Genomic DNA, 14,164 nt, shown 5'->3' with positions numbered 1-14,164 from the left:
TCCTCCTCAGGCCATCTGCATCGCGATTTCTTCCTCGAACGCGACGTCTCCCTGCAGGATCGCCGCGACGGCCGCGTAGAAGCGTTCGTCGGTCTCCTCGCGGACGTCGGCGGCGAGGTCGTCGATCCACGTCGAGAGGTGCTCCTCGTGGAAGACGCGCTGGTAGCCGAACGTCTCCTCGTGACCCCGGCGCTGCTGTCGGATCAGGTACCGGAGGAACGCGAGTTCCACGGCGACGTAATCGTTCTCCTCGGGGTACTCCACTGGCGGGGCCCAGCCGGCGGCCCCGTAACTCGCCTCGACCTGTGCCAGTCCCGACCCGCGGAAGTCGGTGTCCTCGCGGTAGTAGGTCTCGTGGGCCATGATCTGCGGCCGCGGGCCGACGAACAGGCGCGTGAACTCCCGTTCCAGTTCGTCCCGGACGGTCCCGGGATCGCGGCCCTCGTTCGCCTCGACGAACGTCCGCAACTCGTCGAATCCCCGATCGAGGTCAGCGCTCACGCTCTCGTCCGGCAGCCGAATTTCGCCGGTCAGCAGCGTCTCGACGAACGACTCGGTCGGGACGTCCGCGAACGCGTCGATCAGGAAGGTCACGAGTTCGAGTCTGGCGTCGTACAGCGCCGCCTGATCGACGCTCATTCGCACCCACCTCGATCGGACAGGAGCGTGGCGCGACAGTCGCCACAGTAGTCGAAGATGCTCCCCGACGCGCTCGGCGCGAGGCCGGCGACGAGGTCGCCGACCTCGTCCTGGATCTTCGCGGCGGACCCCTCGCTCGCGAACGGCTTGCCGCAGTGTGCACACTCGCGCATCGACCCCTCGAACACCTCGATCCACGGGTCGTCGTCCCGGCGCTCGGGAAGCAGGGAGAGGTCGAGGCCGTCCCGCATCGTGATGACGTCCTCGATGCAGCCCTCCTCGCAGGTCCCGCAGTTGACGCAGCGCTCGTGGTTGAACTCGAGGGTCGCCGTCTCCTCGTCGCGTCGGATCGCGTCCGTCGGACAGAGGTTCGAGCAGGTCGGCGTGAGCGTACAGCCCTCCGTGACGTCCATCCTGGCGAAGTCTTTCAGGCCGCGGATCACGTCCCGATCGGGATCGGCGTGGTCGACGATCGTCCGGACGCTCTCGAGGGTCCAGCCGTGACTGTCGAACGGCGGGTTCTCCCGATCGGCGCCGCCGGACTGCGTCCGGCCGTTCGCGGAACGTGGTTCCGCGCTGTCGATCCCGCCGGTGGCTTCGTGCTCGCCGACGGGGATCGGTGAGTCGTCCAGTTCGACGGCGAACGTCGAGATGCCCTCGACGAACGCCCCGTGATCGTCGGGATCGGGGGCGAAGAAGTCGACGCGCTCGCCGAGCCCGAGATCCGTCGTCGCCCGGTTGAGCCGGGTCACGAGGGCGGCTTTCGGATCGGGACCGGAGTGCAGGCAGTCGCCGCCGCAGCCGACGATCGCGACGCCGTCCGCGCCGCAGGCCAGCGCGTGCATCGCGTGGGCCTCCCCGACGGTGTCCGTACAGTTCACGTGGACGGGGAGGATCGGCGGGTACTCGATCTCGGCCTTGCCCGCGGCGGCCAGGCGGCCGTACTCGGCCAGCGCGTCGTCCGCCCGTTCGGAGCAGACGAACGCGACGATCGGGGAGTCGACGTCCGATCCCGATCGATCGAGGAGCCAGCCGCCTTCCTCAGCGGTCGGCCGGAGGAGAGCCTCGACCTCGCGAGCGATCCGTTCGTTCGACGGCTCGCGAAGCCTCGTGGCGCCAGTCGGGCAGGCGCTCGTGCAGGCCCCGCAGTTCCGGCAGGCATCCTTGTGGAACTCGACCGCGTCGATGCGCGTCCGTTCGACGGCGTCGTGGGGGCAGGCCTCGACGCACTCGTTGCACCCCGGCTGACTCGAGTTTCCAGCCGCACAGACGTCCATCTCGAGGTCGAGGTGGTCCGGTTTCTCGATCCCTCCGAGGAGGTCTTTGACGGCCGAGATGGTCGCCGCGTCGATCGGCGCGGTGTAGAAGCCGATCCGGCCGCCCCTGGTCCGTCGATCGGCGGCCGGGTAGACGATCTGGTCGAACTCGAGCGTGCGCTCGACGCCCGCGAGATCGATCGCGTCGGTGGGACAGACGTCCGTCCACTCGCCGTCGGGCGCGTCGGGATCGATATCGACCGGGTAGCGCGTCACCGCGCCGTCCGGCCCCTCGTGGACGCACTTCATACAGGAGATGCAGTCCTCGGTGACTCGGGCGTCGAGGCGGACCGAAAACTCGCCGTAGCGCCCGTCGACGTCGACGACGCGCCCGCGCTCGATCGTCACGTCGTCCAGGTCCGCCGCGGCGTCGACGTACTCGTTGCCGTCCGCGATCAGGGTAACGTCGGCGTCGTCCGCGAGTGCGGCAGCCGTTTCGGGATCGGCGACGACCGCGACGGTGTCGCCCGCCTCCCGCGAGATCGATCGGGAGATCGACTCCGCCTCGAGCCCCGCGTGCCGGGCGTTGACCATACGGGCCGTCTTGGCCGTCGCACCGGCCTCGTCGTGGACCCAGCCGGCGCTCTCGCGCTGGTCGACGAACGAGACGCCGTCGGGGTGGATCCCCTGTTGCTCGGCGACGCGTTCGATCGTCCGCTGGGCCCCTCGCTCGGGACAGGTCACGATCAACTGGTCGAGGTCGTACTCGTCGATCACCTCCTCCATCGCGGGAAGCCCGTCCTGGCAGAGCAGGCTCGAACTCGCGGCGACGTCGACCCCCTCGATCCCCTCTCGAACGCCCTCGAGATCGACGTCACAAGTGTCGGCACACGAACAGACGAAGCTCCCGACTCTCATCCCATCGTGCTATTTCGTGACACGGTAATAGCGTTATGTACGAAATTGCTGACGTTTCACGAATTCGGCACGAGTTAATCACACATAATGTATAATTTGTTCTTTGAGTGGCTACAACTCTAGTCCGCAGATAAATTACATACGTACTTTCAAAGCAAATATTCATAGTGGCTAGCGGGGAAGTGCGCCCATGGGAATGGGTAGCAGTAACACAGTATCGCACCCGATCGCGCACCCCGATCCACCCGTGGTGGCACCTCCATGAGTGCCGACCGGGAGCCGGTGACGATCGACCTCGATCGTCGTTCGTTCGTGAAAGCGAGCGCGCTCGCCGGCGGCCTGTTCCTCGGCGGCGGCGTCACCGGTCACGTCCTCGGTGGGGCACAGGAGGACGACGACGGCGTCGTCGACGACGCGGATACGTCGAAGGTGATCTGCAACTACTGTGCCGTCGGCTGTGGGTTCAAGGCGGTCAAGGAGGGCGACTCCTTCACCGCGATGGAGCCCTGGCACGAGAACCCGATCAACAACGGGTCGCTCTGTTCGAAGGGGGCCGGTATCCTCGAGACCGAGCACTCGCCCAAGCGGCTCAAACACCCGATGCGGAAGGTCGACGGCGAGTGGCAGAAGGTCACCTGGAACGAGGCCTACCGGGAAATCGTCGAGACCTGGCAGGAGACGATCGACGAGTACAGCCGCGAGAGCGTGATGTTGCTAGGTAGCGCCCACCACGCCAACGAGGAGGCCTACGCCATCCGGAAGCTGGCGGCCTTCATGGGGACCAACAACGTCGACCACCAGGCGCGGATCTGCCACTCCCCGACCGTCACCGGGCTGGCGAACACCTGGGGGTTCGGCGCGATGACGAACACGATCAACGACTACCGCAACTTCGACCTGCTCATCGTCCTCGGGCAGAATCCCGCCGAATCGCACCCGATCGCGATGCAACACATCCTGGAGGGACAGGCCCGCGGCGGGACGATCGTCTCGATCGATCCGCGGTACACGAAGACCTCGGCGCACGCCGATTACTACTACCGGATGCGGCCCGGAACGGACGTCGCGCTGGTGATGGGGCTGCTCAACTACGTCCGGGAGCAGGGCGAACTCGACGACGAGTTCCTCGACGACCGCGTGATGGGGTGGCCCGACGCCACGACGGAACTCGACCAGTACGACCTCGAGACGGTCGCCGACATCACCTGGCTCGACGTGGAGCAACTCGAGGACATCGGCGACCTGATCATCGAGAACAAGCCCCACATTCAGGTGGAGTGGGCGATGGGCGGCACCCAGCACAACAACGGGACCCAGAACATCCGTTCGTACGCGCTGTTCAGCCTCGCGACAGGGAGCGCGGCCCGATCGGGCGGCGGCCTGCAGGTCATGCGCGGGCACGCGAACGTCCAGGGAGCGACCGACCTCGGGGTCGACGCGAGTATCCTGCCGGGCTACTACGGCGTCGACTCGCCGGGGTCGTGGGAGCACTGGACGGAGGTCTGGACCGAGAGCCCGTGGACCAGCGGCAGTATCTCCTTCGCGGACCTGTACGAGCGGTTCGAGATGATGCCCGACGAGATGTGGAACGCCCTCGAGGTGCCGGCCCAGGTCGAGGAGGAAGAATCCACCGAGGACGAAGAGGGAGAGGACACCGACAGCGAGGCCGAACAGGAGGGCGAGGAGGACGGCCTCGAGGAGACCGAGGACGCGCCGCTGGAGGAACCCGACCCGCAGTCGCTGATGTTCCAGCGCGGGCTGACCGTCGCCCGCTGGTACGAGGCGGCGCTGGCGCAGGAGGACCGACTCCTCGAATCGGAACTCTACCAGCCGGAACCGCTGAAGATGGCGTTCTTCTGGGGTCACTCCGCGAACTCCATCAGCGAGATGGACCGGATGAAACGGGCCATGGAGGAACTGGACCTGCTGATCGTCGTCGACGTCTTCCCGGCGGTCGCGGGGACGCTCCCCGACGACGCCGACGTGCTCCTGTTGCCTGCCTCGAGCCAGTACGAGCACGTCCGATCGGTGACGAACTCCCACCGATCGGTCCAGTGGAGCCAGGCGGTCGGCCCGCCGGCGCACAACTCGCGGCCCGACCTCCGGATCATGCAGGAACTGGCCCACGAGATGGGCTTTGGCGAACACTTCGACTGGGGATCCGGCCCCGAGATCCACAACGGCCAGAGCTCCTACGAGGACGCCCTCCGGGAGATCAACCTCGGCGTCCGCTCGATCGGCTACCAGCAGTCGCCCGAAAAGCTCCAGCAACACCAGGAGTACGACTGGGCGTTCAGCACGGAGACCCTCCGGGCGGACACCGACGGGCTGCCCGTCGACGGCGACTACTGGTCGTTACCCTGGCCCTACTGGGGCGACGACCACCCCGGCTCGCCGATCATCTGGACGAAGGAGGCCGACCCGCGGGACGGCGGCCACGACTTCCGCGAGAACTGGGGCACGATGGCCCCGACCCCGGACGAGTGGGGGGAGATGAACATCGACAAGGCGTACCCGATGCAGGAGACCTACGACCAGGACGGCGAGGACGGTCTCGATCTGATCGCCGGCTCGTTCGAGGCGCCGTGGTGGGACGACCAGGAGATCAACGGCGTCCCGTCGTACCCGGGCTACGCGACGATCCTGCCCGACGACCCCGCCGACGCGTCGACCCAGACGACGCCGGTCGAGATGGCCCTCGACGAGGAGACGTCGGTGTACGACGCGGCCCAGGAGGTCGCCGACCAGTACGACGACGTCGACGTCGATCCCGCGGAGTACGAGGAGTACGACTACGCACAGCCGGATCCGCCAACGGGCCGCGGGAAGGCGCGAGCGGTCGTCTGGAACTTCCTCGACACGGTGCCGGTCCACCGGGAACCCGTGGAGAGCCCGCGACCGGACCTCGTTCAGGAGTGGCCGGCCAACGGCGAGCAGGTCAACTTCTGGCGGCTCGACCAGAACAACGCGACGGTCCAACAGCGGGCGACCGAGGCGGTCCACACCGACCTCGGGAGCGACGCCGAGGACGGCCGGACCGTCATCATGACCTCGGGCCGGCAGGTCGAACACCAGGGCGGCGGGGCGGAGACGCGGAACAACGAGTACACCGCCGATCGCCAGCCCCACATGTACGCGGAGATCAGCCCCGGCCTCGCGGAGGACCTGGACGTCGTCGGGGGCGACGACCACGTGGTCGTCACGTCGGCCGACAAGGGGTCGATCCTCGTGAAGGCCAAGGTGACCAACCGGGTCAACAGCGAGGAGATATTCCTTCCCTACCACTGGGGCGGGGTCTTCCACGGCCAGAACCGATCCAGCAACTGGCCCGACGGCACCGAGCCGCTGGCGATCGGCGAGAGCGCGAACATCATCACGCCGAGCGGGTTCGACGCGGAGACCCAGATGCAGGAGACGAAGTCGGGCGTCGTCCACGTCCAGAAGGCCACCCAAGAGGTGGTCGACGACCTGGACATGGAGTTCATCGACTACCCGCAGGACGAGCACGGACTCGGCGCGCAGAAGCGGTACGACGTCCGCGAGTGGGACGTCATGGAGGGAGGTGACCGACTATGACACAGCAGGAGCCGTCCGGACCGATGCTGAGCCAGGGCGTGATGAGTACCGGCGAAGGGATGCGGATCTTCCCCGACGTCGAGGCCTGTATCGACTGCGGGGGCTGTGTCGTCGCCTGCAAGCGCACCTGGGACCGCGAGATCCAGAACCAGCGTATCGACATCACGACGATGGCCGAGGGGACCGCGGGGCCCCAGGGCGAGAACGCCAGCAAGACCGATCGGCTGGTCGCCGGCGAGAACCCCGGCGAGACGAGCCTCCCGATGCAGTGTTACCACTGCGAGAACGCCCCCTGCGTGTCGGTCTGCCCGACGGACGCCCTGCAGAAGGAAGACGACGGGTTCGTGACGGTGACCGACGACCTCTGCGTGGGCTGTCAGTACTGCCTCTCGGGGTGTCCGTTCGGCGCGCCGCAGTTCCCCGACAGCAACGACGGTACGGCCCAGCTCTTCGGCACCGGCGCCATTATGGACAAGTGTACCGGCTGTCGGCCGCGACAGGAGGCCGGGAAGGGGCCCGCCTGCGCCGAGGAGTGTGCGACCAACGCGATCCTCGTGGGCAGCGCCGGCGAGATCGCGGACGAACTCGAGAAACGCGGCAGTGGCTCGTTCTTCAACGACGAGGCCATGGAGATCATCTTCGGCGAGGAGGACGCCCAGTACTTCCAGGACAATGAGTGACGACCGACCACCGGACGATCCCGACGATCGCGCCGGCGGGCCGACCGGCCCGAGCGACGACTCGCCCGCAGACGAACCGACAAGCCACCGTGACGACGCGCCAGCCGACGAACAGGCTGATCAGGCCAGGGACGCGCACACGGGCGATGTGCCCGACGAACCGGCTCGCGAGGGACAGGCGAACGGCGGTTACAGCGACGAGCGGCCGCGGGAGACCACGGAGGACGAACACGCCGCGCCGCCGGACGAGCCGCGCGAAACGGAAACCGAGACCGGTGGCCTCTCGGACCGCGCCGCGTTCTGGATCAGCGCCCTCATCGGCGTCGTCCTCTCGGTCGGCTCGATCGCGCTCGTCTCGGCACAGGCCCCGTTCTTCGAGGACCTCCTGCGGGTCCGGCCCACCGTCGAGGGGGGTGGCGTCGCCGCGGACTGGGTCGTCGGCAACACGGAACCGGTGCTCGAGTGGTTGATCGTGCTGGTCCACTTCGCGGACGTCGTCCTGGGGATCTTCATCCTCGTGATGGTGTTCCTCCACTGGGCCGCGTTCCGCCGGCTGGCCGCACGGATGCAGCCGCCGGGAGCGAGGACGCGCACGCGAGAGACGACCGCCGCGACCGACGGCGGCGCGAGACCACACGAGGAGAGGGAGTCGGCCGACGATCGCTCGTCCGATCAATCCAGCGGAGGCGATCCGGCGTGACGAACCTCGATCACGGCAAGTTCTCGCGGGTCACCACGATGTTCCACTCGCTGCTGGCGCTGACGGTGTTCGTCCTGTTCTTTACGGGCTACGCGATCGCGTTCAACACTGAACTGTGGTGGCTGGTCGAACTGATGGGCAGTAACGAGGGGGTGCTCTCGATCCACCGGCTGGCCGGCTTCACGCTGATCCTCCTGACCGGGTTCTGGGTGCCCTACATGCTCATCCGATCGAGCAGTCGATCGAACTTCGGCGAGATCCTGCCGGACCTGCAGGCCGATACGGCGGCGTTCGTTCAGGACGTCAAGTTCGCGCTCGGCCGAGCCGACGAACGCCACCCGGCCGCCCGCCAGTTCGCCGGCTACAAGGCCGACGAGATGCCCCTTCTGTCCTACGTCGGCAAGGGCGTCGTCGCCATCTTCACGATCGAACTGATCCTGCTGATGCTCTCGGGACTGCTCATCTGGCGGAAGACGTGGCTGATCGACGTCTACACCTCCCAGTCGGTCGTGATGGCGTTCGTCGCGTTCCACGGCCTGCTGGGGATCATCATGCTGATGGGGGTGATGTTTCACACCTTCGAGCACGGCTTCCACCCCGCCTTCTACCCGGTCGAGATGAAGGCATTCCTGCCGAAAGACCAGACGCCGAACTTCCACGGTGATCCCGAGGAATACGAGACGACCGGGATCGAGCGCCTCCAGCTCAGGCCCTCGTGGCGGTGGGCGACGAACCTCGTCGGCGTACTGGTCGTCGTCGGCATCGTCAGCGTCCTCATCGCCAGTCTCGAGTACGGCGGCTACCCCGTGCCGGACTCGCTCGTGTTCGGCGAGGGCAGCGTCGTGCGGACGATCGGGATCAACGTCGGCATCTTCGTCCTCCTGCTCGGACTCGTGCTCTCGATGTACGGGAACGTCCTGCGAGCGCGCTACGTGCGCCAGCGCCGTGAGGAGCCAGCGGCCGGCAGACCCGCCGCCGACGGTGGCGAGTCCGACGCCCAGGGAGAGGGGACCGCTGCGAGCGGGACCGACGACTGACGGTCCCGGTCCGTCGTTCCGACCCCGATATTCGAACCGCCTCTCCCGTCGCTCTTCGAGCCGCACACCTCCACGATATCGTCGAAATCCGACCGATCCGTCGGGGATTTACGTCGCTGGCTCCGGTAGGTGACTCCATGGCGAGTCTCGTGTACTCGATCTACGCGATCGCCGTCCTGATCGTCGCCGCCGGAGGCCTTCTCGCCGTCGTGTTCGGGACCCCGGACGTCGAGGGCGAATCGGGCTACGGCACCGAGGTGCTGGCGATCGTCGCCGCCCTGTTCATCCTCGCGCTGGTCGGCACGTTCTTCGTCTAGGGACGATCGGGTTCCGGCGGCGATCCGCACTCTGATCCGCCCGATCGGAGCGGGGGACGGATACGGCCGCGAGCCCACAGGACCGTATGGGACAGTCGAACGCCGAGGAGTCGACCGGAGAGCGATCGGGCCGGGATCGGGCGATCCGGGACCCGGCGCTCGCGAAACCGACCGGGGAGACGCCGTCGCTCGCCCCGACGGTAACGGAGACCGCGACGTTCGGGATGGGGTGTTTCTGGGGTCCCGACGCCCGGTTCGGGGCGATCGAGGGCGTCGTCCGAACGCGCGTCGGCTACGCCGGCGGGACGACGCCGGATCCGGCCTACTACTCGCTCGGCGATCACACCGAGGTCGTCCAGGTCGAGTACGATCCCGACGTGCTGTCGTACCGGGATCTGCTCGACGTCTTCTGGACCGCCCACGACTGGCGATCGACCGCGCCGAAACGCCAGTACCGGAGCGTCGTCCTCGCCCACGACGACGATCAGCGCGAGGCCGCCACGCGACATCGGGCGGCCCTCGAGGACCGAACCGGCCAGTCCGTCACGACCGCCGTGGAGACGCTCGACGAGTTCACCCGCGCCGAAGACTATCACCAGAAGTACGAACTCCGGTCGACGCCGATCGCCGGTGACGAACTCGCGGCCCTGTACGGCGACGCGTTCGTCGATTCGACGGGCGTCGCGCGTCTCAACGGGTTCGTCGCCGGCCACGGCGACCCCGAGCAGCGTCGCGAGTGGCTGGCACGACTGGACCTGCCGCCGGCCGTCGTGTCGGAACTCCACAGACGCCTCTGAGTCGGCGTTCTCGTCCGCGGATCCGAGCCGTAGCGGACCGCCGCTCCCGGGGGAGCTATTTTGCTGACCCCGTCCTACTAGCGCGTAGAGACGCGATGACCACCCCCTGCGCGAACTGCGGTGAGGCCGTCCCCACCGATCGCTACCACGTCTACCTGGCGACGGACGAGGTCGTCGAGGTCCACCTCTGCGAGGGCTGTCGGTACAAGTTCGTCACGGCGGACTGGGTACAGGCCGTCGTCTAGGAGCGGATCGTCACGGCGATCGGTCCGGCCCGATCGACGAGTCGTCGCCGCGACGGGACCGCGATTCGGTCCCAGGGTGACGAGATCAGGCGTGTTGCAGGTCGTGAATGCTCACCCAGTGCTCGGCGAACTCGGCCTCGTGATCGCTGGCGTACCTGTTCGCGTCGGCCCAGTCCGCGAACTCGCGATCGAGATCGCAGCTGTCGCACCGGAGCTGGTATGCCATACTGTATCGTACTACACGGCCCCGCTTAAACGTTCGTCGCGGGAAATCGCCAGCGGATGGCTTCCCGGACCGGTTCACGATCCCTCGCGGACCCATCGTCCTCACGGTGTCCCTTCGTGAACGTCGTCACGGCACAACCTCGTGATCCATCCGGACCCCGTACTCGTCCGGCAGGGCATCGACCTCGACGCGGACCTGGAGTACGGAGACGTTCGGCGCTGTGGCTTTCCGTTCCATGATCGCGCGCTGTTCTCGCTCGAACGACGCGTCGCCGGTCTTGATCTCGACGAGGTACGTCCGGAGCGTCGCGCCTGTCGACTCGCGACGAGCCTCCGCGACCGCGTCGGAGACCCATCGCGCTTTCGTGCCGTCGGCCAGCCACATCGTCACCGCGTCGGGGTCGCGCAGTCGGACCGTCAGTTCGACGGGGATGAACTCGCGACACTCGAGACGTAACAATAGTTGGTTGTACAATTTCTCAACTCAGAGCGAAATGTAAAAACGACGGTAAATACTTGCAGTAGTCAAATTATTATTAATAAAAATACTATCAAAAATATTACTTAAATACAGAAATTTTTATATATAGATAGAGCGTATATTCAGTTGGTTCAACATGAACCGAAGAAGTCTCATAGCGGCTGTCGGCTCTGTCACAGCAATGGGAACGATTAGCACTGTTACCGCTCAAAACCGGAAAGGAGAAAGGAGGAGTAGAAGACAAATTGTGGAAAGCTTTCATGAAGACGGACTAGAAGGTGTGAAGAACGAATTTGAAAAACAAAACTTAGACTATACTGTGACTTCAACTACGCTAGGGGAAGAACGGCCAGAAGAGTCGGAAGTCACACCAGAATACGGTTATGAAAGGGACGAGGCTGAGGTGTACCTAATGCTGGCTGAAAATGACGTCCAGGATAGGATTTGGGCCACAGCACATATAGAACTTGAGGGGATAGACTCATGGGCTGATAATTATGATGGCATAAATGATGCTATCGGCATTTCGTTTAACAACGATCATTGGTCAGTTGTCGGTTCAACATCCAAATCAATCAATTGCCCAGACAGTGTTGAAGAAGAAGGGGAAATATTTTTCCACTCTTCTAGTCTTGAGGGTGGAGGTATAGCTGCTGAAGTTGACTTGCCGGTTGATCATTATATTCGGGGCGCGCCCTATCCACCAGAGACGACGGATGCGTCATTAATGACAGAGCTAAGGAATTTAGACGGCATAGCAGGTAATATAATTGGCTCCTACGTTCATAATGGTGGCTCAGGCCATATAGATAGCATCAGTGGAGGTTATGGACCGATTGGGGTTGAGCTTTCCGGGTGGGACTCCACTCATATTTTTGACATAGCAGATGAAGGAGACCCAGACCGATATATGTGAATAACAAACAAACAAACAAACAAACACTTAACACCAAGATGATTTAAACCCAAAGCAGTAATAATATTTCACATGAAGAATAGAGATATCATAATCTCAGTTCTTGGGTTACAGATAACAGTACTGTTTGGTATTATGTCTTTGATAGGCCAGATAGGATCAGTCATATGGACAGAGGTTATGTACATGGGAATAGGTGTGCTTGTGACGATCTTCGCGTTGGTCTCTAGTAGATCTAATTAGGGGTAATGGTTGAGTTGTATTCCAATATATGTAAAATAAATCCAACAACATCTGTGTTTCTGTGTGATGAATCTTACGAATGAGATTATTACAATCGAATAACGAAACCGCGCCTCGAGTGCTCCTAGGTGTCTTTTTTGACGCCGGCACTGTCAAGTTCGTCGGCATTATTTTCGGTTCATACGGGGTCGGTTTCGAATTGTACATCGCTGCGCTGGCTACCCAAACGGTACTAGGGGTTCCAGTGATTTGGACGTCAGAACTCATGTGTCGTGACTGGCGTGTCTGATGGGGACAGCGAAGACCTGCCGCCTCGTCGATCCCGAGATCCCGTCGCACGAAGTAGGAAAGCGCCGGCGGGTTCGTCCGCGGCGTCGTCACCAGGGCCTGTCCGATCGCACCGTACTGGTTCGCGCCAGGCTGGAAGGCCCACGTCGTCGCGTCGGGATCGATCGGTTCGTCCCGGTACCGAACCGGCTGTGGAACCAGATAGGCGTCCGCCCGCGTTTCGTCCTGCGGTGCGACGGCCTGGAGTCGAACGCGAACGCCGCCCTTGTTCGTCATCTCGTCGGCGAACGCCGTCGCCTCCTGCCGGGACCCGAACTCGAGTCGTCGACCCTCCTCCGCGGCGATCGCACCCACTGCAGCGTTTCGCTCGCAGGCACTCGTCTTGAGTTCGAGCACGAACGGGTCCTGGGTCGGTCGATCGGCGCTGGCACGCCCGGTTCGATCGTCGGCCTGGCGACCGTCCGCCTCGATCGGTTCCTCGTCGCCGAACTGGAACAGGTTCGTCTGGTGGTCATCCCCGGGCACGACGATCACCGTCTGCTGTCGTCACGACGTGTTCCGTCTCTCGTGGGCGTGACCTGAAGTTGGCGATCGATCGGCGACCACCCCCCTTCTCGCCAGTGGCTGGATAACCCGTTCATCGCGGGCTCAGGGCGTCGATCCGTAAAGAGCGACTCGGGACGGGGAGGCCCGCACCGCGGGGATCGATCGGGTCGGACCGTCGTCAGATCACGTCCCGTCCGGGCGTCGAGTCCGTCACGACGCGGCGGCGCTAGCAGTCGTCGGCGGTGCCGGACGCCTCATCCGGATTCGGTTCTTCGGGTTCCGTGACCCACACGAAGTCGTCGTCTCCGCTCTGGTCCTCGCGGTCGTTCGACGATTCGTCCGCCCCGTCGGTTTCGTCTGGCTCGTCCGTTCCGTCCGTCTCGTTTTCGTCTTCGGAACCGTCATCGCCCCCGGCGTCTTCCTCGCTCGCTCCGCCACCCTCGCTGTCCGTTTCCTGCTCGTCCTCGAGGCGCTTCTCGATCCAGTCGAGAATATCGTCTCTGTTGTGGTGCGGTGCCGTCGTGTCGCCACCGAGTTCGAGGGTCGGGGTGAACGAGACGTCGTCCGCTGCCGCCGCTGCGGCGACCTGTTCGACCTCGTCGTCGTACTCCCCCGCCCTGGCACGGTCGACGATCGCCTCGGCGTTGGCGACGCCCGCCGATCGGAGTCGCTCCTCGAGGTCGTCGTAGTCGACGGTTCCGCTCGGCATGTCGGCGAACGTCTCGCGGTGGAATCGCCAGTATCCGTCGGGGTCCTCGTCCCAGACACCGACGTCGACGGCTGCGATGCGTGGATCGCTACTGGAGATGTAGTACGCCGAGGTGTCTCCCGGCTCGTAGGCCAGATTGTAGAACTGGAGGGCGAGTCGTCCCGATTCGACGAACTCCTCGACGATCGCTTCGAGGTTTCCGGCGACGAACTCCTGGGTATAGGGACACTTGTAATTCCCGTAGATCGTGGCCGTCGGCGCGTCGTCGCCCATCGTCGGGTATGCGTACGCGTCCGGGTCCGACGGAACGGGCGCGTCCGCGACCGTCGCCGAACTACCGGCGGCGACGCCGGCGATTCAGAGCAGGGAAACCGTTCCGGTTGCTGTCAATACGGCTCTGCGTGACGTTCGTGGCTCGCGTCGCATCGCCCTCGCGTCTCGATGGATACAGAATAAACCGGCGTCATCGTTCTGGTCACTCGTCCCGACTTGTCGGCTTTTGGTCCCCTCGCAACGATACTAGCGAGTTACACACCCTGCCCACCGACCGATGCAACTGTTTCGCGCCTCGTTTCGTCCGTGGGCGGCATT

At 64.4% G+C, this 14,164-nt stretch carries 14 protein-coding genes; 8 read left to right on the top strand and 6 right to left on the bottom strand.

Annotation, left to right across the window (positions count from 1 at the left end; genetic code table 11):
• Positions 1–6: 6 nt before the first annotated feature.
• Both AC6I6X_RS02360 and AC6I6X_RS02355 read right to left on the bottom strand, forming a co-directional pair.
• Positions 7–639 carry a TorD/DmsD family molecular chaperone gene (locus AC6I6X_RS02360; protein WP_497928904.1) on the bottom strand — a complete coding sequence of 211 codons (633 nt, stop codon included), beginning with the start codon at positions 637–639 and terminating at the stop codon, positions 7–9.
• Entirely contained in the window at positions 636–2,813 is a 2,178-nt protein-coding gene (locus tag AC6I6X_RS02355) for a hydrogenase iron-sulfur subunit (RefSeq protein WP_497928903.1), read from the bottom strand. The genes AC6I6X_RS02360 and AC6I6X_RS02355 overlap by 4 nt, the downstream gene beginning before the upstream one ends.
• 261 nt (positions 2,814–3,074) lie before the next feature.
• Here AC6I6X_RS02355 and AC6I6X_RS02350 point away from each other — a divergent pair, with 261 nt between their 5' ends.
• The 7 genes from AC6I6X_RS02350 (at position 3,075) to AC6I6X_RS02320 (ending at position 10,165) form a co-directional block, all read left to right on the top strand.
• The gene (locus AC6I6X_RS02350; protein ID WP_497928902.1) at positions 3,075–6,389 is read left to right on the top strand and encodes a molybdopterin-dependent oxidoreductase; all 3,315 of its coding nucleotides are present in this window, start codon (positions 3,075–3,077) and stop codon (positions 6,387–6,389) included.
• Positions 6,386–7,069, top strand: coding sequence for a 4Fe-4S dicluster domain-containing protein (locus AC6I6X_RS02345; protein WP_497928901.1), 684 nt, complete (start codon positions 6,386–6,388; stop codon positions 7,067–7,069). Before AC6I6X_RS02350 ends, AC6I6X_RS02345 begins: the two co-directional genes overlap by 4 nt.
• A complete protein-coding gene (locus tag AC6I6X_RS02340; protein ID WP_497928900.1) occupies positions 7,062–7,769 on the top strand; it encodes a hypothetical protein in 708 nt (235 codons plus the stop codon). The genes AC6I6X_RS02345 and AC6I6X_RS02340 overlap by 8 nt, the downstream gene beginning before the upstream one ends.
• Positions 7,766–8,806: a cytochrome b/b6 domain-containing protein gene (locus AC6I6X_RS02335; RefSeq protein WP_497928899.1), complete on the top strand. Its 1,041-nt coding sequence runs from the start codon at positions 7,766–7,768 to the stop codon at positions 8,804–8,806. The genes AC6I6X_RS02340 and AC6I6X_RS02335 overlap by 4 nt, the downstream gene beginning before the upstream one ends.
• Positions 8,807–8,943: 137 nt before the next feature.
• Complete coding sequence (locus AC6I6X_RS02330) at positions 8,944–9,123, top strand: hypothetical protein (protein WP_497928898.1); 180 nt, start codon at positions 8,944–8,946, stop codon at positions 9,121–9,123.
• 86 nt (positions 9,124–9,209) lie between these two features.
• Positions 9,210–9,920 (top strand): peptide-methionine (S)-S-oxide reductase MsrA, encoded by a 711-nt coding sequence (msrA, locus tag AC6I6X_RS02325; protein WP_497928897.1) that lies wholly within the window; start codon positions 9,210–9,212, stop codon positions 9,918–9,920.
• Between the two features lie 95 nt (positions 9,921–10,015).
• On the top strand, positions 10,016–10,165 hold the full coding sequence (locus tag AC6I6X_RS02320; protein ID WP_250139744.1) for a hypothetical protein: 150 nt from the start codon (positions 10,016–10,018) through the stop codon (positions 10,163–10,165).
• Positions 10,166–10,250: 85 nt separating this feature from the next.
• Here the strand turns inward: AC6I6X_RS02320 and AC6I6X_RS02315 are convergent, their stop codons facing one another.
• Both AC6I6X_RS02315 and AC6I6X_RS02310 read right to left on the bottom strand, forming a co-directional pair.
• Positions 10,251–10,391: a hypothetical protein gene (locus AC6I6X_RS02315; protein WP_497928896.1), complete on the bottom strand. Its 141-nt coding sequence runs from the start codon at positions 10,389–10,391 to the stop codon at positions 10,251–10,253.
• Between the two features lie 126 nt (positions 10,392–10,517).
• On the bottom strand, positions 10,518–10,865 hold the full coding sequence (locus AC6I6X_RS02310; RefSeq protein ID WP_497928895.1) for a hypothetical protein: 348 nt from the start codon (positions 10,863–10,865) through the stop codon (positions 10,518–10,520).
• Between the two features lie 187 nt (positions 10,866–11,052).
• Between AC6I6X_RS02310 and AC6I6X_RS02305 the strand changes: the two genes are divergently transcribed.
• Positions 11,053–11,787: a hypothetical protein gene (locus AC6I6X_RS02305; protein WP_497928894.1), complete on the top strand. Its 735-nt coding sequence runs from the start codon at positions 11,053–11,055 to the stop codon at positions 11,785–11,787.
• Between the two features lie 159 nt (positions 11,788–11,946).
• Here the strand turns inward: AC6I6X_RS02305 and AC6I6X_RS02300 are convergent, their stop codons facing one another.
• Positions 11,947–12,672, bottom strand: a complete 726-nt coding sequence (locus tag AC6I6X_RS02300; protein ID WP_497929637.1) for a DUF8081 domain-containing protein — start codon at positions 12,670–12,672, stop codon at positions 11,947–11,949.
• Between the two features lie 418 nt (positions 12,673–13,090).
• A complete protein-coding gene (locus AC6I6X_RS02295; RefSeq protein WP_497928893.1) occupies positions 13,091–13,846 on the bottom strand; it encodes a DsbA family protein in 756 nt (251 codons plus the stop codon).
• Positions 13,847–14,164: the final 318 nt, after the last annotated feature.

The organism is Halosolutus sp. YCN4 (genome assembly GCF_059736495.1).
This window is presented reverse-complemented; position numbering and strand designations above follow the sequence as displayed.